This window comes from Rhizobium sp. T1470, from assembly GCF_042140505.1.
Lineage (GTDB): Bacteria > Pseudomonadota > Alphaproteobacteria > Rhizobiales > Rhizobiaceae > Rhizobium > Rhizobium favelukesii.
The window spans coordinates 536,002-556,284 of the sequence record NZ_CP148091.1; the positions used below are offsets into that span (position 1 = coordinate 536,002).

At 60.5% G+C, this 20,283-nt stretch carries 24 protein-coding genes and 2 pseudogenes; 11 read left to right on the top strand and 15 right to left on the bottom strand.

Annotated features, from left to right (window positions below; genetic code table 11):
- Nucleotides 1-74: 74 nt before the first annotated feature.
- The gene (locus WGT02_RS02620) at nt 75-692 is read left to right on the top strand and encodes a hypothetical protein (RefSeq protein ID WP_024313495.1); all 618 of its coding nucleotides are present in this window, start codon (nt 75-77) and stop codon (nt 690-692) included.
- On the opposite strand, the gene WGT02_RS02625 is transcribed toward WGT02_RS02620, so the two are convergent.
- Together WGT02_RS02625 and WGT02_RS02630 are read right to left on the bottom strand one after the other, a co-directional pair.
- Nucleotides 682-1,125: a GNAT family N-acetyltransferase gene (locus WGT02_RS02625; protein WP_208249222.1), complete on the bottom strand. Its 444-nt coding sequence runs from the start codon at nt 1,123-1,125 to the stop codon at nt 682-684. The genes WGT02_RS02620 and WGT02_RS02625 overlap by 11 nt on opposite strands.
- A gap of 12 nt (nt 1,126-1,137) precedes the next feature.
- Nucleotides 1,138-2,085, bottom strand: coding sequence for an aldo/keto reductase (locus tag WGT02_RS02630; protein ID WP_208249219.1), 948 nt, complete (start codon nt 2,083-2,085; stop codon nt 1,138-1,140).
- A gap of 181 nt (nt 2,086-2,266) precedes the next feature.
- On the opposite strand from WGT02_RS02630, the gene WGT02_RS02635 reads away from it, so the two are divergent.
- Nucleotides 2,267-3,253 carry a Gfo/Idh/MocA family protein gene (locus WGT02_RS02635; RefSeq protein ID WP_024313498.1) on the top strand — a complete coding sequence of 329 codons (987 nt, stop codon included), beginning with the start codon at nt 2,267-2,269 and terminating at the stop codon, nt 3,251-3,253.
- Between the two features lie 3 nt (nt 3,254-3,256).
- On the opposite strand, the gene WGT02_RS02640 is transcribed toward WGT02_RS02635, so the two are convergent.
- The 4 genes and pseudogenes from WGT02_RS02640 to WGT02_RS02655 form a co-directional block, all read right to left on the bottom strand.
- Entirely contained in the window at nt 3,257-3,643 is a 387-nt protein-coding gene (locus WGT02_RS02640; protein WP_208249217.1) for a GtrA family protein, read from the bottom strand.
- The gene (locus WGT02_RS02645; protein WP_024313500.1) at nt 3,636-3,998 is read right to left on the bottom strand and encodes a transporter; all 363 of its coding nucleotides are present in this window, start codon (nt 3,996-3,998) and stop codon (nt 3,636-3,638) included. The genes WGT02_RS02640 and WGT02_RS02645 overlap by 8 nt, the downstream gene beginning before the upstream one ends.
- An 11-nt stretch (nt 3,999-4,009) precedes the next feature.
- The gene (locus WGT02_RS02650) at nt 4,010-4,714 is read right to left on the bottom strand and encodes a class I SAM-dependent methyltransferase (RefSeq protein WP_208249215.1); all 705 of its coding nucleotides are present in this window, start codon (nt 4,712-4,714) and stop codon (nt 4,010-4,012) included.
- Between the two features lie 28 nt (nt 4,715-4,742).
- Nucleotides 4,743-5,742: pseudogene (locus tag WGT02_RS02655) on the bottom strand (glycosyltransferase).
- A gap of 156 nt (nt 5,743-5,898) precedes the next feature.
- Here WGT02_RS02655 and WGT02_RS02660 point away from each other — a divergent pair.
- Nucleotides 5,899-7,740 (top strand): hypothetical protein, encoded by a 1,842-nt coding sequence (locus WGT02_RS02660; protein ID WP_208249214.1) that lies wholly within the window; start codon nt 5,899-5,901, stop codon nt 7,738-7,740.
- Between the two features lie 3 nt (nt 7,741-7,743).
- Here WGT02_RS02660 and WGT02_RS02665 read toward each other — a convergent pair whose 3' ends face one another.
- Nucleotides 7,744-7,980: a hypothetical protein gene (locus WGT02_RS02665; RefSeq protein ID WP_024313504.1), complete on the bottom strand. Its 237-nt coding sequence runs from the start codon at nt 7,978-7,980 to the stop codon at nt 7,744-7,746.
- Between the two features lie 440 nt (nt 7,981-8,420).
- On the opposite strand from WGT02_RS02665, the gene xseA reads away from it, so the two are divergent.
- The 3 genes from xseA to WGT02_RS02680 all read left to right on the top strand — a co-directional run bounded on the left by xseA (nt 8,421) and on the right by WGT02_RS02680 (nt 10,698).
- On the top strand, nt 8,421-10,010 hold the full coding sequence (xseA, locus tag WGT02_RS02670) for an exodeoxyribonuclease VII large subunit (RefSeq protein WP_024313506.1): 1,590 nt from the start codon (nt 8,421-8,423) through the stop codon (nt 10,008-10,010).
- A gap of 87 nt (nt 10,011-10,097) precedes the next feature.
- Nucleotides 10,098-10,337, top strand: coding sequence for a hypothetical protein (locus WGT02_RS02675; RefSeq protein ID WP_225039786.1), 240 nt, complete (start codon nt 10,098-10,100; stop codon nt 10,335-10,337).
- A gap of 235 nt (nt 10,338-10,572) precedes the next feature.
- Nucleotides 10,573-10,698, top strand: coding sequence for a hypothetical protein (locus WGT02_RS02680; RefSeq protein ID WP_263622918.1), 126 nt, complete (start codon nt 10,573-10,575; stop codon nt 10,696-10,698).
- Nucleotides 10,699-10,728: 30 nt separating this feature from the next.
- Here WGT02_RS02680 and WGT02_RS02685 read toward each other — a convergent pair whose 3' ends face one another.
- Nucleotides 10,729-10,938 carry a hypothetical protein gene (locus WGT02_RS02685; RefSeq protein WP_024313509.1) on the bottom strand — a complete coding sequence of 70 codons (210 nt, stop codon included), beginning with the start codon at nt 10,936-10,938 and terminating at the stop codon, nt 10,729-10,731.
- Here WGT02_RS02685 and WGT02_RS02690 point away from each other — a divergent pair.
- The gene (locus WGT02_RS02690; RefSeq protein WP_024313510.1) at nt 10,925-11,167 is read left to right on the top strand and encodes a hypothetical protein; all 243 of its coding nucleotides are present in this window, start codon (nt 10,925-10,927) and stop codon (nt 11,165-11,167) included. The genes WGT02_RS02685 and WGT02_RS02690 overlap by 14 nt on opposite strands.
- Before the next feature lie 57 nt (nt 11,168-11,224).
- Here WGT02_RS02690 and WGT02_RS02695 read toward each other — a convergent pair whose 3' ends face one another.
- Nucleotides 11,225-11,707 (bottom strand): MarR family winged helix-turn-helix transcriptional regulator, encoded by a 483-nt coding sequence (locus tag WGT02_RS02695; protein ID WP_024313511.1) that lies wholly within the window; start codon nt 11,705-11,707, stop codon nt 11,225-11,227.
- A gap of 99 nt (nt 11,708-11,806) precedes the next feature.
- Here WGT02_RS02695 and WGT02_RS02700 point away from each other — a divergent pair, with 99 nt between their 5' ends.
- A complete protein-coding gene (locus WGT02_RS02700) occupies nt 11,807-12,715 on the top strand; it encodes an EamA family transporter (RefSeq protein WP_208249213.1) in 909 nt (302 codons plus the stop codon).
- Here WGT02_RS02700 and WGT02_RS02705 read toward each other — a convergent pair.
- Both WGT02_RS02705 and WGT02_RS02710 read right to left on the bottom strand, forming a co-directional pair.
- Nucleotides 12,663-13,916, bottom strand: a complete 1,254-nt coding sequence (locus tag WGT02_RS02705) for an aminopeptidase (protein WP_208249212.1) — start codon at nt 13,914-13,916, stop codon at nt 12,663-12,665. The genes WGT02_RS02700 and WGT02_RS02705 overlap by 53 nt on opposite strands.
- Nucleotides 13,917-13,991: 75 nt before the next feature.
- Complete coding sequence (locus WGT02_RS02710; RefSeq protein WP_208249211.1) at nt 13,992-14,750, bottom strand: glutathione S-transferase family protein; 759 nt, start codon at nt 14,748-14,750, stop codon at nt 13,992-13,994.
- Nucleotides 14,751-14,826: 76 nt separating this feature from the next.
- Between WGT02_RS02710 and WGT02_RS02715 the strand changes: the two genes are divergently transcribed.
- Nucleotides 14,827-15,276, top strand: coding sequence for a MarR family winged helix-turn-helix transcriptional regulator (locus tag WGT02_RS02715; protein WP_051166632.1), 450 nt, complete (start codon nt 14,827-14,829; stop codon nt 15,274-15,276).
- 2 nt (nt 15,277-15,278) lie between these two features.
- Here WGT02_RS02715 and ybaK read toward each other — a convergent pair whose 3' ends face one another.
- From ybaK to WGT02_RS02730, 3 genes are read right to left on the bottom strand one after another with little or no spacing between them, the layout of a single operon-like run.
- Entirely contained in the window at nt 15,279-15,752 is a 474-nt protein-coding gene (gene ybaK / locus WGT02_RS02720) for a Cys-tRNA(Pro) deacylase (protein ID WP_208249210.1), read from the bottom strand.
- 3 nt (nt 15,753-15,755) lie between these two features.
- The gene (locus WGT02_RS02725; protein ID WP_208249209.1) at nt 15,756-16,106 is read right to left on the bottom strand and encodes an ArsC family reductase; all 351 of its coding nucleotides are present in this window, start codon (nt 16,104-16,106) and stop codon (nt 15,756-15,758) included.
- The gene (locus WGT02_RS02730) at nt 16,107-17,162 is read right to left on the bottom strand and encodes a succinylglutamate desuccinylase/aspartoacylase family protein (RefSeq protein WP_024313518.1); all 1,056 of its coding nucleotides are present in this window, start codon (nt 17,160-17,162) and stop codon (nt 16,107-16,109) included.
- A 217-nt stretch (nt 17,163-17,379) separates the two neighbouring features.
- Between WGT02_RS02730 and WGT02_RS02735 the strand changes: the two genes are divergently transcribed.
- On the top strand, nt 17,380-17,541 hold the full coding sequence (locus WGT02_RS02735) for a hypothetical protein (protein WP_208249208.1): 162 nt from the start codon (nt 17,380-17,382) through the stop codon (nt 17,539-17,541).
- A gap of 492 nt (nt 17,542-18,033) precedes the next feature.
- Nucleotides 18,034-18,597, top strand: a pseudogene (locus WGT02_RS02740) (methylated-DNA--[protein]-cysteine S-methyltransferase).
- 647 nt (nt 18,598-19,244) lie between these two features.
- On the opposite strand, the gene WGT02_RS02745 reads toward WGT02_RS02740, so the two are convergent.
- The gene (locus WGT02_RS02745; protein ID WP_208249205.1) at nt 19,245-20,141 is read right to left on the bottom strand and encodes a LysR family transcriptional regulator; all 897 of its coding nucleotides are present in this window, start codon (nt 20,139-20,141) and stop codon (nt 19,245-19,247) included.
- Between the last annotated feature and the right edge of the window lie 142 nt (nt 20,142-20,283).

The window sequence follows — 20,283 nt, forward strand, 5'->3', positions numbered from 1 at the left end:
TCGAGGGTCTTTTCGGGTGGTGCCGATCACCAATGAAGGCAGACTGAGGCGCGTTCAACCAACGGGAGCTGTTCGTGAAGAAACCAGGATCGCTGAAGGGCTTGGAAGAGCTGGGACGCGCGCGCCTTTCGAAGAATTTCTTCATGCGCGACTTCCTGCATTCGGAAATTGCTGATTTCTATCGCATTCCAAACATCCCGGATAATCCGGAGCTGGCGATCGAAGCCGGAAGGCGGCTTTGCGAGGAACTGCTGGAACCGCTGCAGGCGACCTTCGGCCGGTTGCATATCCGCTCCGGCTATCGCTCCGCTGAGGTCAACCAGTTCGGCAATCGCAATAATCTCAACTGCTCGTCAAACGCGGCGACGACCGCTGACCATATCTGGGATGTTCGCGACTTCGATGGCTGCATGGGCGCCACCGCCTGCGTCGTCGTACCGTGGATGGTCGACAACTACAGGAATGAAGAGGACTGGCAGCGGCTCGCCTGGTGGATTCACGACCATCTGCCCTATGCATCGCTCTGTTTCTTTCCGAAGCTCTGGGCTTTCAATATCCAGTGGCACGAGCGGCCGCGGCGCGTGATCCAGAGCTATGTCAGACCGCGCGGCATCCTGACCAAGCCCGGCATGGAGAATTGGGAGGGCAGCCACGCGCACTACTATGAGGGCTTTGCACCGCTCAGAAATTGATGCGGTAGCGAATGTGCCCGTCGCTCTCGACGTAGCTGTCGTAAAGCGCCCGCGCTGTCTTGTTCTGCTCGCTCGTGTGCCAGTAGAGGCGCAACCAGCCGTTTTTCCTGCAGAGCGAAACGAGATCGTCCATCAATGCCCGGCCCACGCCCATGCCGCGGGCGTTAGGATCGACAAACAGGTCCTCGAGGTAGCAATCCTTGCCGCGGATCCAGGTGCCTTCGTGCGTCAGGCAGAGCGTGAAGCCCATGACCCGGCCGTCCACGTCAGCTACGCGCATGAAGATCGCGGACGCCGGATCGAAGACCCGGCGCCACGTCGCATCGGTGATGTCGGCATCGACCGTGACTTCATAGAAGGCGAGGTAGCCGGCCCAAAGCTCGCGCCAGCGCGCCTCGTCCTCGGGTCTCGCGTCGCGGATCGTCACGGTCATCGTTTCCTCCCGTCAGGCGCCGGCCTTGTCGAGCAGCGCCATGGCGTCGCCAGACAGCGCAAGCGTCGCCGACCGGGTCAGGCTCTCAAGCTGGGACAGGCTGGTAGCACTGGCGATCGGCGCCGTCACGCCCTTCTTTCTGAGCAGCCAGGCAAGCGCAATCTCGGCCGGCTTGGCGCCCGTCTCCACAGCCACCTTGTCGAGCGCTGCGAGGATCCGCAAGCCCTTGTCGTCGAGGTATTGAGCGACGCGGCCTTCGCGGGCACGGCCTTCCGTGTCGGCCTTCGTGCAATACTTTCCGGAGAGGAAGCCAGCGGCCAGGCTGAAATAGGTGATGACGCCGATGTCTTCCTTGACGCAGAGATCGGCCAGCGGCCCCTCGAAGCTTGCGCGTTCATAGAGATTGTATTCCGGCTGGATGACGTCATAGCGCGGCGCGCCGGACGTCTCGGCCGCATCGAAGGAGGCCCGGAGCTGCGCAGCGTCCAGGTTAGAGCAGCCGATCGCGCGGATCTTGCCCTGCTGCTTCAGCTTGGCGAACGCGCCGAGCGTTTCCTCGTAGGGCGTGTTCTCGTCCGGCCAGTGCGAGAGGTATAGGTCGATATGGTCGGTCCGCAGCCGGCGCAATGAATCCTCGACTGCTTTCAGGATGTAGCTCTCCTTCAGCGTCTTGCCCTGTCCCATGTCGGAGCCGACCTTGGTGATGATGACGGCCTTGTCGCGGGAAACCTTGCCGCGCTTCAGCCACTTGCCGATGATCTCCTCGGAATCGCCGCCCTTGTTGCCGGGCACCCAGGCCGAATAGACATCAGCCGTGTCGATTGTGTTGAGGCCAGCGTCGAAGAAGGCGTCGAGAATGTCAAAGGAGGTCTTCTCATCGGCGGTCCAGCCGAAGACGTTGCCGCCGAAGACGATCGGGGCGATCGAAAGGCCAGTTTTTCCAAGACGGCGCATATCCATGGCGCTCTCCTAAAGTGCTGAATTGATTGAAATCGCTGCCGCGGCAGAACACCGCCGGGGATTAACCTAGCGCGGCGAGGGCCAGATGGAAACCAACTCCGCGAATTGTGATCGCGCCATTGCGCCGCAGTCGTCGCCTCACTAAGGTGCCCGAAAATCGAACCAGGAGAGGACCCAGGCTATGCTGCGTTTTGGTATTCTTTCGACCGCGAAGATCGGCCGCGAACTCGTCGTCCCGGCTATCCAGGATGCGGAAAACTGCGTCGTGACGGCTGTTGCCAGCCGCGATCTGGCGAGAGCGCGCGAGATGGCGGATCGTTTCTCCGTTCCCCACGCCTTCGGCTCCTACGAGGAAATGCTGGCCTCCGACAAGATCGACGCCGTCTATATCCCGCTGCCGACGTCGCAGCACGTCGAGTGGACGATCAAGGCCGCCGATGCCGGCAAGCATGTGCTCTGCGAAAAGCCGATCGCGCTCAAGGCCGATGAGATCGACAGCCTGATCGCCGCCCGCGATCGCAACAAGGTCCTGATCACCGAAGCCTACATGGTCACCTATGCGCCGGTCTGGCGGAAGGTGCGCTCGCTGATCGCAGACGGTGCGATCGGCACGCTTCAGCATGTCCAGGGTGCCTTCACCTATTTCAATCGCGACCCCGGCAACATGCGCAACATTCCGGAGCTCGGCGGCGGCGCGCTTCCCGATATTGGCGTCTACCCGACGATCAGCACGCGCTTCTCGACAGGCAAGGAGCCGCTGCGCGTACAGGCGGTCACCCGACGCGACCCGGAGTTCGGTACAGACATCTATTCCAGCGTCAAGGCCGACTTCGGTGACTTCGAACTGAGCTTCTATATCGCCACCCAGCTTGCCAACCGCCAGGTCATGGTGTTCCACGGCACGGATGGCTTTATCGAGGTCAAGTCGCCGTTCAACGCCGACCGCTGGGGCGCCGAGGAGATCGAGCTCACCAACCGCAGCCACAATGAATCAACGATCTTCCGCTTCCCGGATAGCCGGCAATACAAACGCGAAGCCGAAGCGTTTGCGCGTGCAGCCAAGGGCGAGAAGGAAGAGGTCGTGACGCTGGAGAGCTCGAAGCTCAGCCAAAAATTCATCGACGCGATCTACCGCGCCAGCGAGAAGGACGGCTGGGAAATTGTCTGAGGTTTATTCGCGGCGGAGCACAAATCGCAGGTAGCCGACGCAGCTAAAGCCTAGCGAGGTGACCGAGGCAAATGTCATCGCCGCGAGTGGCTGCAGCGATGGCGAAATCGCGATCAGCGCGGCGAACAGACCGTAGTTCAAGAGGACGGCGATCGTCAGGATGGACGCGACACCAGCGTCACTGACGGCCAATCTGCCGCCAGTGGTCACGTTGCTCCAACGCAAGAGAGTGCGCATTACGATGAGCGCAGCGAGCAGGCTGAGAGCACGCGCGATGAAAGGGCTTAGTGCGGCATGCAGCAAGAGGTAGAGTAGAACGTCGGCTGCCGCGCCGACGATCGACAGTGCAAGGAAGCGCCAAAACAACGCACTGCGCGCGCGCTCAGCCATTGATCGCCAGCATACCCGCAATGATAAAGACTGCACCTATCGCGTAGCGTAGCGTCAGGGCTTCGCCGAGAAAAACCTGCGCCAGCAAAGGCACGAAGCAGAACGTCAATCCCATGAAGGAATAGGCCATGGTCAACGGCACGGCCTTGAGGACATAGATCCAGATGATAGTGCCCAGACCGTAGAGGAGAAGCGCCGCGACCAGCACGGGGTTGAGAAACAGCGCGAGCAGATTGCGTACACTAAGTTCGCCGGCGGTCGCACTTGTCATTTTGAACAGGACCTGGCCGGAGGCGATGAGCAGCGGCGTGCCGATAAGGCCGACCCAGTTGCTGATTGAAAGGTTGGAGAGCATGAGGCCGTCTTTCAATTCGTAGCTTGCCTGTCTTCCATATAGAAGATGTCACGCCCGATATCGTCGCAGACGAATGTCGGGGGGACCGGGTGAACGGCTCTCAGAAACGAGTGCGTATACGGGAAGAAGTTGAAATGCGGGTTGAACGTGTAGCGATATTCGCGCTCCCGCGGCACGACGATGATGAGCTGTCGCTTGGCAATACGGCGCAGTTCGGCGATGGCTTGCCGATAGTCGAGAATATGCTCGATGACGTGAGTGCAGATCACGGTATCGAATTCGCCATCGGCGAAAGGCAATCTCTCCACCTTGGCGGCCACGTATTCGATGCCGGCAAGCGACGATGCATCATCGATCACGAAATCCACCCCGACGAGCCGGGTAAGGTTTGGATGTGCCGACTGGATGCGGCTCAGCAAGGTTCCGGTGCCGCAGCCGACGTCACATATGCTTCCGCCTTCGATCGATCCCACAATCCGGTCAATGCATGCTGCGGAATTGTCGGTCCCTTCGTGAACACGCGGATGATTGCGGTAGAGTTCGGCATATTCCTCCGCGGAAAGGAATGGCGCCCGTTCGCGAAATCTCGCAAGGTGACTGATATGATCACCCCAGACACGCTTCGCCGCCCAGCGAAAGACGCCGGAGTCCCGCAAAAATGGCGGCAGAACGTCTTCAAGAACGAAGCGAATTCGGTTCGTGGTTTCTCTGTTCATGAAAATTATACCATGTCACGCTGAGCAATCATGCGATGCGAGCCGTCTTTTTGTGTGGGGTAGTCGTGCGCTCGGACGTCGTCGATCCGTTGCTTCTGGCCGCGACGTTCAAATAGAAAATGCGCAGCTGTTCTGAACGCGAGCGCGCGACGGAATCGAGAATGAGACCTGCGGTGAAGACCATGAATGAGATCATCATCAGTGCCATGGACAAGACCCAGGTCGGCATCCGATTGACGAGGCCGGTTTGAAAATACTCCATCAGCACGGGTGCCATGAAAGCCATGCTTGCCAGCATGAAAAAACTGCTGATGATGCCAAAGAAGGCGAAGGGACGTGTCTCCTTCATCAGCATCGCGAACATCCAGAGGATCTTGGCGCCGTCCTTGAACGTGGAAAGCTTCGAATGAGAGCCTTCAGGCCGGCGGCCGTAATCCAGCTCCAGTTCGCTGACAGGCAGCTTCAGCCGTGATGCATGAACCGACATTTCCGTCTCGATCTCGAAGCCTGCCGAGACGGCAGGGAAGCTTTTGACAAAACGACGCGAAAAGACGCGATAGCCCGAGAAGATGTCGGTAAAATCCGTGCCGAAGATTGTTCGGTACAGCATGTTGAAGATCTTGTTGCCGAAGGCATGTCCCTGTCTGCCAGCGTCGGCGTGGACGCCGCGTCGCGTGCCCACCACCATGTCGGCGCGCTCGGTCAGCAGCGTCCGGATGAGCTCCTCGGCGTCCTCGGGTGAGTACGTCCCGTCGCCATCCGCCATGATGTAGATGTCGGCGTCGATGTCGGCGAACATGCGCCGGACAACGTGACCTTTGCCCTGCCGCCGTTCGCGCACGACGTGGGCGCCCGCGAGCATCGCGCGGAGCGCGGTACCATCCCGTCGAGTTGTTGTCGTAGACATGAACGGGGGCGCCCGGTAGCGCGGACTTGAAGCCCCGGACAACGGCGCCGATGGTGGCGGCCTCGTTATAGCAGGGTAAGAGCACGGCAATATTCAGATTGTCGATACGCGATCCAGTCATGATCACACCCGTGGCGAAGAAATCCGCACAAGAATAGATGCCGGCCGTTAACAAGTAGCTATGAAGCCCGCGAAAGCCGCCTGTCAGCAAGACTTTTACGGTTTCTTGATAGGACAGCAGTAGGATCTTGCTACTCAAAACGGTGAGATCCGCTTCATGACGAATGTTGCCCAGATGGTCGATGTTTCCACCTCTCCATCGTCGATCGCAAAGCTGCGCGCCTTGATGTCCGGGCTATGGCCGTCGGTGCTTCTTTACAGCGCCCTCCTTGTTGCCGCGATCCTTGCCCTGAAGCTGCCCGGCGCGACCGATTATGTCGGCGCGGACAATGATGACGGCATGCGGCTCGTCGAAGTGCGCGATTTCCTCAACGGGCAGGGCTGGTTCGACCTGATGCAATACCGTATGGGGCTGGGCGACGGCACCCTGATGCACTGGTCCCGCCTGATTGACCTTCCAATCGCGACCCTGATCAGATTTTTCGACTTCTTTCTGCCGCAGGGGCGGGCAGAGGCGCTTGCGCTGGCCGTCTGGCCGCTTTCACTGACCGTCCCCAGCCTGTGGGCCATGGGGCTTGCCGGCCGCCGCGTCGGCGGCGCGTTCGGAATGCACGTCGCGCTGGGACTGACGGCATTTCTGCTGATCCCCAGCAACCGCTTCCTGCCTGGCGCCATCGACCACCACAATGTCCAGTTCGCACTTGTCGCAATTATGACCGCGATGCTACTCGACGAAGACCATCGACCGCTCAGCTATGCGGCCGCCGGATTAGCGGCGGCCACTGCAATTGCGATCGGGGTTGAGACGACGCCCTTCGTGGCGGCAGTGTGTATCGTCGTCGCTGTCTCATGGGCGTGGGAAGGTGAGCCGTTTGCGCACGCGGCCAAGGCTTTCGGGCTTGCATTGGCTCTATCCATCAGCCTGTTTTTCTTTGGCACCGTCCCGCCGCGCCTCTATTCGGCGGTCACCTGTGATAACCTGTCGCTCGGCTATTACAGCCTCGCGGCGATCGGTGGCGGGCTGTTGCTCTTTGCCGCCACTTTCGCAAGCAGAGGAAGGCGGTTGCTGCGTTTTGTCGCTTTGGGCGGGATCGGCGCGCTCGTCCTCGTCTCCGCCATCACGATCGCTCCGCAATGCCTCCATAATCCGCTCGCTGACCTCGATCCCCTTCTTGTCAAGCTCTGGCTGGACGGCGTTGAGGAGGCGCAGTCGATCCTTGCCCTCAATCGGCAGGACCCGTTTACGCTAGGCTTCTACTATGCGACCGGCGTCTTCGCACTTGCCACCTGCGTGTTCCGCCTCGTTTACGGCGACCGGGTGCGGGTCCATCTGGTCCTGCTTTTCCTCCTCACCGTGAGTTGGGCAATCGCCGCTTTTCAGGTGCGCGGGACTATGTTTGCCAATCTTCTCGCAATTCTGCCGCTGACGTCGCTGATTATCGACATGCGCCGGATATCGGCCAGCGACAGCGACGATGTCGCGGCCGCCTTCTGCTACCTTTCCACCGTTCTCATGAGCGTGGCGACGGTTTGGGGGCTCGCAGGAGGGCTGATCGGTATGCAGGTGGAGAACGGCGAAAGCATTCTGAAAGCGGCGCCCGCAAAGCCGTCCTGCTCATCGAAGTCGTCCCTGGCGCCATTGACCGATGTGCCGGTGGGGCTGGTGGTCGCGCCGTCCGACGTGGGTGTCTCGGTTCTCCGCTTTACGGAAAACCGGATCCTGGCAGCGCCGTACCATCGAAACCAGGGTGGCATGCTCACGGAAATGCACATCGGCCTGGCAGAGCCACAGGAAGCCGAGGCTTTCCTGAAGGGAGCTGGCGTCACGGTTCTCGCCTTCTGCGCCGACAATCCGCAGACCAGGGAACTTGCGAAAATGCAGCCGGATGGTCTCTACGCGCAACTCGCGAAAGGCGTCGTTCCGGCTTACCTGAAGCCCATGCCGACGCCCGAGGGCGCGCCTGTTCGGTTCTTTCGCTACGTGCCCATCGGTTCGTAAGATTTACACGAAACGTCGACGATCGCGGATACGATCGAAAGCGTAGAGGCCGAGAAGGCAGATCAGAAGGCCGGCGTCATAGCAGACGATGGCGGCGGCTAGGTCGAGAAAGGATGTCGACGAGACCCCAGCTGCGCCGGCATAGGCGACGCAGACGAGGCAGCCGACCAGCACCATCGAAAAGATCGAGCGCATCGGCGCGGTAACGAAACCCAATGTTGTGGCCGTCAGAGCGATCATCAGCATCTCCTGATTCACTTCAGTATAGCGTGTCTATCTTGTCGAACAATTAATCGAGCGGTTTCTTACCGTTTTCCCCATGTTCGCAATCGGCACAGTTGGGTCCAACGGGCAATCTAAGTCAGCCCGAGAGTGCTGTCGGCGGTGGTGCCGGTGGCATGGACCCGGGAAATCCGCAGCGGCAACAGCGATCCGTCGCGGACGGAGGCAAAGGAAAGAGCCTGCCCCGACGCCATGGTCACGACCAGGTCTCCGCCGATGCCGATTGTGGTCTCCCCGGGGAAAATGGAGAGGTGATCGATTGTCGGCTTTGCTGCTCTGTCAACCTTTGATGTTGAATGAAAAATAGCTTGACCGCCGATTTTCGTTACGGGAAAGCACAAAAAACCGTGCCCCCTTTGGAGGCTGCTCTTTGCTGCCTCATCGGGTAGAACAGGATTATGAGCAACGTCTTTGAGAATGATTCGCCGAGCAATCTTACCGAGTACTCGGTTTCGGAACTTTCCGGCTCGATCAAGCGCACCGTCGAGACTGCCTTCGACCAGGTACGCGTGCGCGGCGAGATTTCCGGATACAGAGGTCCGCACTCTTCCGGGCACGCCTATTTTGCCTTGAAGGATGATCGTGCCCGCATTGACGCCGTCGTCTGGAAGGGCACCTTTTCCAGGCTGAAATTCCGCCCCGAAGAGGGGATGGAGGTGATCGCCACCGGCAAGGTGACGACCTTTCCGGGCTCGTCGAAGTATCAGATTGTCATCGAGACGCTGGAGCCGGCCGGCGCCGGCGCGCTGATGGCGCTGATCGAAGAGCGCAAGCGCAGGCTTGGCGCCGAAGGCCTCTTCGATCAGTCCCGCAAGCGGCGACTGCCGTTCATGCCCAGGGTGATCGGCGTCGTGACCTCGCCGACGGGCGCCGTCATTCGCGACATTCTCCACCGCATATCCGATCGCTTCCCGGTTCATGTCATCGTCTGGCCGGTAAAGGTGCAGGGTGAGGGCTCCGGCGAGGAAGTCGCCAACGCCATCAGAGGCTTCAACAGTTTCGAGCCACGCGGGGAAATGCCGCGTCCGGACGTCCTGATCGTCGCGCGCGGGGGTGGTAGCCTCGAGGATCTCTGGAGCTTCAACGACGAAATCGTGGTGCGCGCCGCCGCCGAGAGTCAGATTCCGGTGATCTCGGCCGTCGGTCACGAAACCGACTGGACGTTGATCGACTATGCCGCCGACGTGCGCGCGCCGACGCCGACCGGTGCGGCCGAGATGGCGGTTCCCGTAAAGGTCGAATTGGAGGCCCAGACGGCGGGGCTCGCGGCGCGCCTGCAGGGTTGCATGAGCCGCCGCATGGATCATCATCGCCAGTCCCTACGGGCCTTGATCCGCGCTCTGCCCTCGCTGGATCAGCTGTTGGCCCTGCCACGTCGCCGGTTTGATGAGGCCGCCGCCGGTCTCGGCCGCGGCCTCGAACTCAACACGATCAACAAGCGCGGCAGCTTGGAGCGGACGGCCGCACATCTGCGGCCCGATGTTCTATCGAACCGCATTGCAGAGCGTCGCCAGTACCTGAACGAACGAATGACGCGTGCCGAGCGGACGATCGAGCGCCTCATCGATCGCTCGAAATCGCGGGTTGGCCGTGCCGATGCAATCTTCACCACGCTGCCGACGCGCCTGAAGACGCAGACCGCTCGCTTGCGCGATCACCTCACCAATCTGTCGCGTCACGCCGACACAGCGGTGAGGCACCAGCTAACGCGGGCACGCGGCGAGCTCACGGCCCAGGACCGCATGCTGCAGTCGTTGTCTTACAAGAACGTGCTGAAGCGTGGTTACGCCGTTATCAGGGACGACGAGAACAGGCCCGTGTCGCAGGCTGCAACGCTCTCATCCGGCATGAGTATTTCGATCGAGTTTGCGGATGGTCACGTTGGCGCGGTGACCACCGAAGGAGGCCCGTCCTCTTCCACGCAGAGGAAGCGGACGGCGAAGCCGCAAGAGGAGCGCGCGCCGCCGAAACAGGGCAGTCTCTTTTAGGTAGCCGCTGGCGTTTCGATTCGGGCGATGACATCATTGAAATGCAACATATGCGTGTTATTCTACCGGTAAATGGGAGGGAGTGACATGAGGCTTGCATCGTTCATGTCGAAAGCCTGTTCGCCGCGCAAAGGCAATCAATCTGGAAACCTGGGCGGAGGGTCGGGCTTGCTCGAGCGCTGTGCCGGACTGGAGAAATTGCTGCGTCAGGTGACCTATAGCGAAGCCGACAAGGCGCGCATTGCGATGCTGATCATCGACCAGGCGTGGAGAAGAGCGATACGGGCCCTTTCGTCATTCTTCGCCGCAACCGGGGCAATCTTCTGAAACGGCCGGGGACCGGCGGTGCGGTCCTGACTGCGAACGGTCGCATCGATTGGGTGGGATCGCTGGAATTGCGTGACGAGCCGATCAACAAAATCGCCATGCAAAACACGGCGCGGGTGATGACCGATCTCGGGGCCGATATCTTGGGCGTCGTGGAGGTCGAAAGCCGGCCTGTCCTTTCCGCTTTCAACAGGCAGGTGTTGCCAGCCGTGGGCGGTACTCCTTCGACCAAGTCATGGTCATCGACGGCAATGATGAGCGTGGGATCGATGTCGGGGTGATGACCCGAAAGAGCTTCCTGCTCGATATCATGCGCAGCCACGTCGATGATCGGGATGCGGCCGGCGATCCGATTTTCTGACGCGATTGCCCTGAATACTACGTGACGACCTCAGCCGGAGCGACGCTGCTCGTCATGGTCAACCATTTTAAGAGCAAAGGCTTCGGCAGCGCCCAGTCCTCGGATGCGCGAGACATCGCCGACAAGCGCATCGCCGAAGGGCTGGAGTATATCGCGCTGATCGGCGACTTGAACGACACGCCCGACAGCGCGCCTCTGGCGCCGCTGAAGGGGAGCACGCTTCGGGATGCTTTTGCTCATCCGGATTTCGACGACGGTGGCTTTCCCGGCACCTTCGGTCTCGGCAATGCTGGAAACAGGGATAGACGACCTGTTTCTGTCGCTGAAGCTTTTGCAGAAAATCGAGCGTGGCGGTGTTTTCGGCAGGGGAGCCTGGCCCGGGAGCCGTCCGAAGCGCTGGGACACCTATCCGCAGCTGAAACACGCGGCATCGGACCATGCTGCAATCTGGGTCGACCTGGACATCTAACGAGGCGTCGCGCAGCCCGAACCATCGGCCGGCGTGCGCGTGGGACATATTCTTCAGCTATTCGAAGGTCGCTAGAAACTTGCGCAGCAGCGCGTCGAGTTCGGCTTTTTCCTCGGCGCTGAAGGCCTGCATCAAACGTTGCTGATTGGCCACGTGGGCGCCGGCGGCGCCCTCCACCGCAACAAGCCCGACCTCGGTCAGGGCGATGAGCACACTTCGCCGATCGTCAGGATTGAGGACGCGTTCGACCAGGCCCGCCTTCTCCAACTGGTCGATCCGGTTCGTCATCGTACCGGAACTGACCATCGTCATCGACAGCAGATCGCCGGGCGAGAGCCGATAGGGCACGCCCGAGCGTCTGAGGGTCGCAAGCACGTCGAAGGCGGAGGAGGAAAGCCCGTGCCGCTGCAACACCTGCTCGACCTCGCGGGCGAGATGCGTCGTCAGCCGTTTCAACCGGCCCATGATGCCCATCGCCTCTGTGTCGAGGTCGGGACGCTCCTTGCGCCATTGCGCAAGTATCTTGTCGACGCGATCCATCCGGCAGCTCGTTCTCCTGAGGAACTGTTATCATCGTGTATCTTGACGTCAAGGTAAATGATGATAAGCTCTATTTATCTTGATATAGAGATTCTTGAGATGAAGAAATATCCTGCGCCTCTGTCCGATGTGCTGATCACTGCGTTGGCTCCGACTATCTGGGGCAGCACATATTTCGTGACCACATCCTTTCTTCCGCACGGATATCCGCTGACGGTGGCTTTCCTGCGTGCTTTCCCGGCCGGGCTGCTGCTACTTGCGATCGTGCGGAAACTGCCGCAGGGCGTCTGGTGGTTCCGCGCCTTCGTGCTTGGCGGCCTCAATTTCTCGTTCTTCTGGGCGATGTTGTTTGTGTCGGCCTATCGGTTGCCGGGCGGTGTCGCCGCGACCGTTGGCGCCATTCAGCCGCTTGTCGTCATCCTGCTGTCGCGCCTCTTCCTCGCCAGGCCGATCCAGGCTCTTGCCGTTAGTGCTGGGCTCTTTGGGATGATGGGTGTCGCGCTATTGGTCCTCACGCCGAATGCGGCGCTGGATCCGATTGGCGTTGCTGCCGGTCTCGCCGGCGCGGTCTCGATGGCCTTCGGCACGGTGCTGACGAGGCGTTGGGTGACGCCCGTTTCGAACCTTGCTTTTACTGCATGGCAGCTGACGGCCGGCGGTATCCTGCTCGCGCCCGTCGCATTTCTCTTCGAACCCGCGTTCCCGGCGCCAACTGCGGCCAATATCCTCGGCATAGCCTATCTCGGCCTGATCGGCGCGGCGTTTACCTATCTGCTGTGGTTCCGGGGGCTCGCGCGCATTGAGCCCTCCGCTGCGGCCCCACTGGGTTTCCTAAGCCCGGTCACCGCCACCCTTCTCGGTTGGCTGGGTCTCGGACAAAGCCTGACGCCCGCGCAGCTTTTCGGCTTTGCAATGGTGCTCGCAAGCGTCTGGCTCAGTCAGCGTACGATGTCCGTCAGGCCCATTCGCCCTGACGCATCACCGGAGCGCGCGAGCCGTCCGGCTTAATGCCGTCGATATCGACTTGGCCCGAGCCGATCATCCAGTCGATGTGGATCAGGCTCGAGTTGCCTCCTTGAGCCTTAATCTGTTCCTGTGTCAGGCTGGCGCCATCGATGAAGCACTTCGAGTAGCACTGGCCGAGCGCGATGTGGCACGAGGCGTTTTCGTCGAACAGCGTGTTGTAGAAGAGAATGCCGCTGGCCGAGATCGGCGACGAATGCGGCACCAGTGCCACCTCGCCGAGCCGGCGCGCACCCTCGTCGGTGTCCAGCACCTTGTTCAGCACTTCCTCGCCGCGCGAGGCCTTCGCCTCGACGATCCGGCCGCCTTCAAAGCGGACCTGGATATTGTCGATCAGCGTGCCCTGATGCGACACCGGCTTGGTGCTCGAGACGTGGCCCTCGACGCGCAGCGCATGCGGCGTCGTGAAGACTTCCTCGGTCGGGATATTCGGATTGCAGGTAATGCCGTTCTTGGCAACAGACGAGCCGCCATGCCACTCGTGACCGTCAGCGAGGCCGACCGTCAAATCGGTGCCGGGACCTGTGAAATGCAGCGAGGCGAAGCGTGCACCATTCAGCCAGCTTGAGCGTTTGGCAAGGTTGGCGTTGTGCTCGGCCCACGCGGCGATCGGGTCTTCGACGTCGACGCGCGATGCGGCGAAGATCGCCTTGGCGAGCTTGGCGACCGCAATCGCCTCCGGATCGTCGGGAAAGACGAGCGCTGCCCAGGACGGGTTGGGATAGGATACGATGTTCCAGTTGATGTCGAAATTCGAGATCTTTTCCAGCGCGGGCTTGTAGGCGGCAGAGTTCGCCCGGTTGGCACGGCCCACCTTGGCGGGATCCTGCTCAGACAGCAGCATCGGGTTGTCGCCGGAAACGGCAAGGCGGGCGGCACCCTTGGCATAGGCCTTCGCCATACCATCGTAAAGCCAGTCGGAGGCGCGGTCGAAGCTCTGGTCGTTGCCGTACCGATAGCGTGCGAGTGTCACTTCCTCGTCGGAATAGAATACCGTCACCAGGCCAGCGCCCGCCATATAGGCATGCTTCGTGATCAGACGGACAAGGGGGAGGGCGACCACAGGAGCTGTGATTACCAGATCCTGACCCGTCTGCAGCTGCAGGCCGACCTTGATGGCCACTTCCGCAAGCTTCTCAAGCTTTGCCGGATCCACGGAGGTCTGGCTTTGGGGCATAAAATTCATGATCGGTCACTCCTCGAACGAAACGGACTGACCGGTAGACTTAGACCCCTTTGCGGCGAAATTGAAGCTCCCTTGTCAGCCGATGGTTGCTCGTTGCCGCCATCGGTTTTGTTGGGACCAGGCCGCCGACGCGGATGGTTGCTGCAGCAGGGCCGCGTCGTGACGTTTCAGAAAGGCCATCAGCCGGTCAGCGTAGTCAGGCGCAACCGCGACCTTGACGCTCGGCCGGTCGGAGAGTGCTGCTCGCCAGGCCTGTACGCGTGATAGGCCGGCGAAAATACCGCTGTCACCGATTGTGTCGAACACGTCGAAGTAGCGGAAAATCGGCGCAAATACGGCATCGACCAGACTGAAGCTGGCGCCCGCGAAATAGGGGCCGCTGTTCAGTTCCGCTTCAATGGTCGCGAATTTCGACGCGACGACTTTCCGTTTGGCCTCGAGCTGCGCTCGATCCTGTGTCGTCTCATAGACCCAGAGATCGGACAGGATCGAAGAGCCGAACTCCATCCAGTCGCGGTGGCGGGCGCGAGTGATGGCATCCGCCAGGTGAAGGCGAGGCCCGTCTTGGGTCTCTTCCAGATATTCGCAAATCACGCTGCTCTCGAAGAGTATCTCTTGGCTGCCGTCGCTGTTGCGAACGCAAAGCAGAGGCACCTTGCCGAGCGGCGAAATCTCGAGAAACCAGTCGGGCTTGTCTGCGAGATCGATGTTGATCCGCTCGAAGGGGACTCCCTTCTCCGCAAGCGCGATCGCGGCGCGCTGTACGTAAGGGCAGAGATGATGGCTGACAAGCAAAAGAACGGAACCGGACGGTTCGGTGCGCAAAGGATCCATGGCGCAGTCTCCATTGTAGATGTAAGTGCATGTAATGTTTCTTGCGTCGCAGTTCAAGATAAATGTAAATGCATCTATGCATGAAGAACGAGATAAAGTGAGTCCGTCGGACGCCGCGATCAATGCCTGGATCAGGCTTATGCGTGCGCAGCAACGGCTGCTCGGCCGGATCGAAGCGGATCTCAAGTCGGCCGGATTGCCCTCGCTTGGTTGGTACGATGTGCTCTGGGAATTGGTGCGGTCGCCGCAAGGCAGATTGCGACCGTTCGAGATCGAAGAGCGCACGCTGCTTGCCCAGTACAATCTCTCGCGCCTGATCGATCGCCTTGAGAAAGAAGGCCTGGTCCAGCGCGAAACCTTCGATCAGGATGGGCGCGGGCGGTGGGTGGTTGTCACCGAAAGCGGCCGCGCGCTGCAGAAGCGCATGTGGCAGGTCTATGCCAAGGCCATCGAAGACAATCTCGGTTCGAAGTTGAGCGAGGCCGATGCCGTCGCGCTTGCGTCTCTGCTGGCACGCTTCAGCTGAGTTCAGGCGATGAGAGGTGCGGCCGAGGCCTTCAGCGTCCTCAACGCGTCCTTCGGATCGAGCCGAACCTGCAGCCCGCGCTGTCCGCCATTGATGTAGACCTGCGTTTCGACAAGTGCCGCCTCTTCGATCGCGGTCGGGACGAACTTCCGCTGCCCGAAAGGGCTGATGCCGCCGACGTGGTAGCCTGTCAGGCGCTCGGCATCGGCGGGCTTCATCATGTTGGCGGACTTGCCGCCGAAGACGTTTGCCACCTTCTTCATACTGACCTCGCGATCGGAGGGAACGACAACGCAGACTGCCTTGCCGTCGACCTCCGCCATTAGCGTCTTCAACACGCGATGCGGCTCCTCGCCAAGCGCCTCGGCAGCCTGCAGGCCGACACGCTCTGCATTCGGGTCGTAGTCATAGGTGTGAACCGTAAAGGTAACCCCTGCCTTGCTGAGGACTTGTGTGGCGCGCGTCGTTTTGGACATCGATCACGCCTCGAAGAAGCTGCCGTAGATCTCGGGCTTGAAGCCGATCAGCAGCCTGCCGTGCGCCTCGATAACGGGACGCTTGATCATTGACTGCTGCGCCAGCATCAACGCGATCGCCTTGCCCTCGTCGAGATTGTCGCGGTCGGCCTCCGGCAGCTTGCGAAAGGTCGTGCCTGCGCGGTTGAGCACGGTCTCCCAGCCTGCGTCCTTCGTCCATGCTTGCAGATGCGCGCGATCGATTCCGACCGCCTTGTAGTCGTGAAACTGGTAGGCGATATCGTGCTCCTCCAGCCAGTTGCGCGCCTTCTTCATCGTGTCGCAGTTCTTGATGCCGTAGATCGTGACGGTCACTTAGTCCTCCAGCGTTCCGGGTTTGCGCATCGCCTTGCTGGCGGTCTTGCAAGCAATCTTCATCAGGTCGGCGCGGCGGCGAACGAGCCGTTCGGAACTGCGCGTAACGATCAGCCCGGCCTGCGGCGCCCGAATCTCGATGCTGCCATCAGCCATACCGGGCCGGGTGATCAACGTGGCAAGAATGTCGCCTTCGACAACCTGCTCGCCGATGTTGCGGTGGAACAGAACCGTACCGGCCTCCGGCGCACGGACCATCTCGATATTGTCGAGCGGTACCGCTGGTCCTTCGAAGGCGGGCAGTGAAACAGCGGCGTCGATGGCGCCGCGGCTTGCCAGAAACGTCCAAAGCCCCTCGGCATCCTTCATCGCCATCCCGGGATAGACATCGCGGCGGCCGCGAAGCTCGACGGTCACAGACAGCTTGCCGGGCAGGCGCGATCGCTTCTCCGGCGTCTCGTACTTCCAGGCAAAACCGACGGCTTCTTCAAACGCCGAACTCTCGCCATCCGATAGAAGAACCGCCTCCATCTCCATCGCCGATGCGAGATCGGCCGCCTCCGGCCAGAAAGCCTCATCGATATAAGCATATTGCAGCGACTCATCATCGCAATGCAGATCGATCACCAGATCGCATCCAAGCGCCATGTGCAGCAACTGGCGTTTCAGTTTGTCGACTGCCGCAAGACGCTCGAGCTTCTCAAGAAGCCCGTCGCGATCCTTCACCGAAATCAGCGGAAATTCCCGATTGAAGTTGGTGCGCGATCCAAGATCGAAGCGGCCCTGAAGTTCGCCGAAATGAGACTGGGCCGCACCGATCGGGTTGGCATGCGGGACGACGATAATGTCGCTCTTGATCTGGCCGGCACTTTCGGACTGGCGCAAACTTTCGCACAGATAATGCACCAAAGCGGTGCCAGGCAGTTCGTCGGCGTGCAGGGCTGCCTGAATATAAACCTTCGGCGCCGCGGGATCGCTGCCCTTGAAGCGAAGAACGGGAAGGCGCCATTCGATACCCGCCGTGTCGCCCGCAATGATGATTTCGGACGTATTCATATCGCTCTCCCCGTCATGCCGTCGTCGCAGGAGCTTTAAGCGACTCTCATAGCCCTCGGCAAGCCGTTATCCTCGCACCTGCAGCGGCCAACGATCGACATACTCGTAGCCACGTTCGCGCGGACGATTGCGGAGCAGTACGAATTCGCGCGGCGACGACCACGGGTCTCAGCAGAGCGACGCGCGGCATCTCGTCGCTGTCGTAGAGTAGTGTGGCATGAGGATGAAGGTTGCGAGTTATTCTGGCGTCTTCGCCGAGATTGTGCATCTCGATGCCGATCTGCACATGCAGTTACCGCAGCAGCTCCCGGTCACCGTTGCCGCTGGGGACGATGGCGTTTCGTGGAGACGTCCTGAAGGTCGCGACATGATCAAATGACAGTTCGAACTGGCAGGCGTCGATGGCACTGGCGGCCCGACGGCTGCGAAGATCACCGCATCTGAAATCCGCGTGCTCTAGTCCACGTTAGCGAGACATGCAGAAGCTCGGGTGGATGCGGTGATGCGAAGGGAAGGTGAGCCAGCTGGAGCCGCCTTTGGGCCTCCAGGGATTCACTGAGCGATTGCCCGTCCGGCAAAATCGCAAAGAAGCGTTTCTCATTGTCGAAGCGTGATGCGCGCGGGCTGATTTTCGGGGAAGTCGAAGGATGCCTGTCGGCTCTGTTCGTGCATGACCAGCTACCGGGGCATCTGCCCGCCTTTCGTTCTCCAGGGAATGCAGGGATCGTAATACCTGATCTTGAAATGAAGAAAAGAAAAAGAGCATTGAATCATGATTCGCGGCATGGCGTTTGGTGCCGCGCAAGAAACGGGTTGAATTCAGCGCTCGGCTACACGATTTTCAGGGTGATCCAGCATGGAGGCAGTGACCATGAAACAGGCAACGCACCACTATCTGATCTTCGAAACCGCCGCCGGCTTTTGCGGTCTTGCCTGGAGCGATGTCGGCGTCACGCGTTTCCAATTGCCGACGTCGAGCGCCGAGGCGACGGAGCGCCTTCTCCTGCGTCGCATCCCAGGCGCCGAACCCACAGCGCCACCTCCTGCAGTCACCGAGGCGGTGGCGGCGGTAAAGCGCTATTTCCACGGAGAGCCGACGGATTTCTCGGCCATCAAGCTTGACCTCACTGGCCAGGATGCCTTCTTCAAACAGATCTACGATGCCGCCCGGCAGGTCGGCTGGGGTCACACGACCACCTATGGCGCACTCGCAAAGCAACTCGGCGCGGGGCCGGAGGCGGCGCGCGATGTCGGCCAGGCGATGGCGAAAAATCCGGTGGCGTTGATCATCCCTTGCCATCGTGTTCTTGCGGCCGGAAACAAGATCGGCGGCTTTTCCGCACCGTGAGGTTCGTCGTCCAAGCAGAAGATGCTCGAACTCGAGGGCGTCAGCCTGGCGCCGCCGAAACCGGCGCAGCAATCCCTCGATTTATGATAGGGTTTGGAAGTCGCATCAGGCGATTGCGACCGGTAATCGTTGCCACTCGATGGTTAAACGGCTTATAACCAATTGAAATTGCTTGCAAATATTTCGTGGTGTCGAGAAAGACCCGACACCGAGGCCGTCAAAAAGTTAGGCTTATGATTTTAAAGGGAAAATGGCCGAAAAACTATTTTTGAGGTGTCGCCGACTATCAGAGCCTATTGACCCTTGGGATAGAATTTTTGACCGGCCATCGCTTCGCCGTTGGCGATAAAAAGTACCGTCGCGTCACATAGCAGACCCGCTATGCCATCCATCGAGGAAAATCTTTCCGCTGACGACGAAGAACCGTATTCCGGATCCGTCAGAAATTCTGGCTCTTGAATTCAAAGGAGAATTTCGGCGATCCGCGATTTGCTCGGTTTCAAAGACGATCGATATCGGTTGGTCTATTTTCCTCGGAGTTCTCCGCAGAAGCGGCGTCTCCAGCCTGCCAAAAAGACCGTCAGCGATGGTGAAGTCCGTCGCCGTCAGTAGTGTGGCTCTCGCGCCGGTTGCGATACGGCGCAATATTCGCAGATTGAACGACGCCGCTTCAAGCGATCGCAGCTCGGCTTCCGACCGGATCACGGCAAGCGTCGCCGGCGACCTGCCGGGCGTCAGTCGCGCGATATGGACAGCCCCGCGAGAAGCGGACCGTACGCGGCGAGCCTGCGGGATACGAACTCCGTGAAGAGCCGCACGCGCTTCGTCTTGCGTGTCTCCCCCTGTGTGAGAAGCCAGAGCGTTCCGTACATGTGCAGGTCGGTGCCCGGCACCCTCACCAGTAGGGGGTCGGCATCTCCGAAGAAGCACGGCAGTGTCGTGATCCCGAGCCCTTGCCGTACAGCAACGATCTGCGCCTCGGCGTCCGTGGTCCTGAATGGAACCCCCGTGGTGCGAACGTCACCCTCGCTGGCCCAATCCGGAATTCCATGAATGCTTATGACGATCCACCGGATGGGATCAGGCGCGCCCGCACGCCATGCGGCTAGTCGATCGCAGGACATGTAGACGCCGCCGAACAGCTCCGGTCCCTTCAGGCCGTGAAGATTGAGCGGCAGGGTTTTGCGGTCGTAGACGACGCGGATCGCCACGTCGGCCTCTCGGTTGGTCAGATTTGCCAGCTCGCCGGACGACAAGATTTCCATCTCGATGTCCGGATGCAGACGCGCGAAATCGGCGAAGTCCGGCATGAGCAGGTGTGTCGCGAGGGTCGGAGCCAACGTCACCCGCAGAAGCCCGCGCACGCTCTGGTCGCGCCCGAAGACGCGCGTCTCCAGCTGGTGCGACGACGCTTCCATCTGGTTCGCGAGCTCGAGGACCTCCTCGCCCGCAGCCGTCAGGCGGTACCCCGAAGGCAGCTTTTCGAACATCTGCGCCCCGAGGCGTTCCTCGAGCTGTGCGATGCGTCGCAGCACGGTCGAGTGATACACCCCGAGGCCCTCGGCGGCGGCTCGGACCGAGCCCCCGCGCGCGACGGCAAGAAAGTAGCGAACGTCATCCCAGTCGATCATGGTGCAATCCCGCACCGTGCGGTGCGCCTTCCAAAGCCCGTATCTAACACATCGAACAGCAGTACTGGCGGTCATCATAGCCTATGTCGACGAGTGCTGCCCAATTCCGAACGGCGGACACCGATCGTCGCGGCTGGCGTCA

Excerpts from the sequence above, each read along its gene's own strand:
- WGT02_RS02625 (WP_208249222.1), bottom strand. The coding sequence starts at position 1,125 with ATGACCGTGACGATCCGCGACGCGAGACCCGAGGACGAGGCGCGCTGG.
- WGT02_RS02630 (WP_208249219.1), bottom strand. The coding sequence starts at position 2,085 with ATGGATATGCGCCGTCTTGGAAAAACTGGCCTTTCGATCGCCCCGATC.
- WGT02_RS02635 (WP_024313498.1), top strand. The coding sequence starts at position 2,267 with ATGCTGCGTTTTGGTATTCTTTCGACCGCGAAGATCGGCCGCGAACTC.
- WGT02_RS02640 (WP_208249217.1), bottom strand. The coding sequence starts at position 3,643 with ATGGCTGAGCGCGCGCGCAGTGCGTTGTTTTGGCGCTTCCTTGCACTG.
- WGT02_RS02645 (WP_024313500.1), bottom strand. The coding sequence starts at position 3,998 with ATGCTCTCCAACCTTTCAATCAGCAACTGGGTCGGCCTTATCGGCACG.
- WGT02_RS02650 (WP_208249215.1), bottom strand. The coding sequence starts at position 4,714 with ATGAACAGAGAAACCACGAACCGAATTCGCTTCGTTCTTGAAGACGTT.
- WGT02_RS02660 (WP_208249214.1), top strand. The coding sequence starts at position 5,899 with ATGACGAATGTTGCCCAGATGGTCGATGTTTCCACCTCTCCATCGTCG.
- WGT02_RS02665 (WP_024313504.1), bottom strand. The coding sequence starts at position 7,980 with ATGATCGCTCTGACGGCCACAACATTGGGTTTCGTTACCGCGCCGATG.
- xseA (WP_024313506.1), top strand. The coding sequence starts at position 8,421 with ATGAGCAACGTCTTTGAGAATGATTCGCCGAGCAATCTTACCGAGTAC.
- WGT02_RS02675 (WP_225039786.1), top strand. The coding sequence starts at position 10,098 with ATGAGGCTTGCATCGTTCATGTCGAAAGCCTGTTCGCCGCGCAAAGGC.
- WGT02_RS02680 (WP_263622918.1), top strand. The coding sequence starts at position 10,573 with ATGGTCATCGACGGCAATGATGAGCGTGGGATCGATGTCGGGGTGATG.
- WGT02_RS02690 (WP_024313510.1), top strand. The coding sequence starts at position 10,925 with ATGCTTTTGCTCATCCGGATTTCGACGACGGTGGCTTTCCCGGCACCT.
- WGT02_RS02685 (WP_024313509.1), bottom strand. The coding sequence starts at position 10,938 with ATGAGCAAAAGCATCCCGAAGCGTGCTCCCCTTCAGCGGCGCCAGAGG.
- WGT02_RS02695 (WP_024313511.1), bottom strand. The coding sequence starts at position 11,707 with ATGGATCGCGTCGACAAGATACTTGCGCAATGGCGCAAGGAGCGTCCC.
- WGT02_RS02700 (WP_208249213.1), top strand. The coding sequence starts at position 11,807 with ATGAAGAAATATCCTGCGCCTCTGTCCGATGTGCTGATCACTGCGTTG.
- WGT02_RS02705 (WP_208249212.1), bottom strand. The coding sequence starts at position 13,916 with ATGAATTTTATGCCCCAAAGCCAGACCTCCGTGGATCCGGCAAAGCTT.
- WGT02_RS02710 (WP_208249211.1), bottom strand. The coding sequence starts at position 14,750 with ATGGATCCTTTGCGCACCGAACCGTCCGGTTCCGTTCTTTTGCTTGTC.
- WGT02_RS02715 (WP_051166632.1), top strand. The coding sequence starts at position 14,827 with ATGCATGAAGAACGAGATAAAGTGAGTCCGTCGGACGCCGCGATCAAT.
- ybaK (WP_208249210.1), bottom strand. The coding sequence starts at position 15,752 with ATGTCCAAAACGACGCGCGCCACACAAGTCCTCAGCAAGGCAGGGGTT.
- WGT02_RS02730 (WP_024313518.1), bottom strand. The coding sequence starts at position 17,162 with ATGAATACGTCCGAAATCATCATTGCGGGCGACACGGCGGGTATCGAA.
- WGT02_RS02735 (WP_208249208.1), top strand. The coding sequence starts at position 17,380 with ATGAGGATGAAGGTTGCGAGTTATTCTGGCGTCTTCGCCGAGATTGTG.
- WGT02_RS02745 (WP_208249205.1), bottom strand. The coding sequence starts at position 20,141 with ATGATCGACTGGGATGACGTTCGCTACTTTCTTGCCGTCGCGCGCGGG.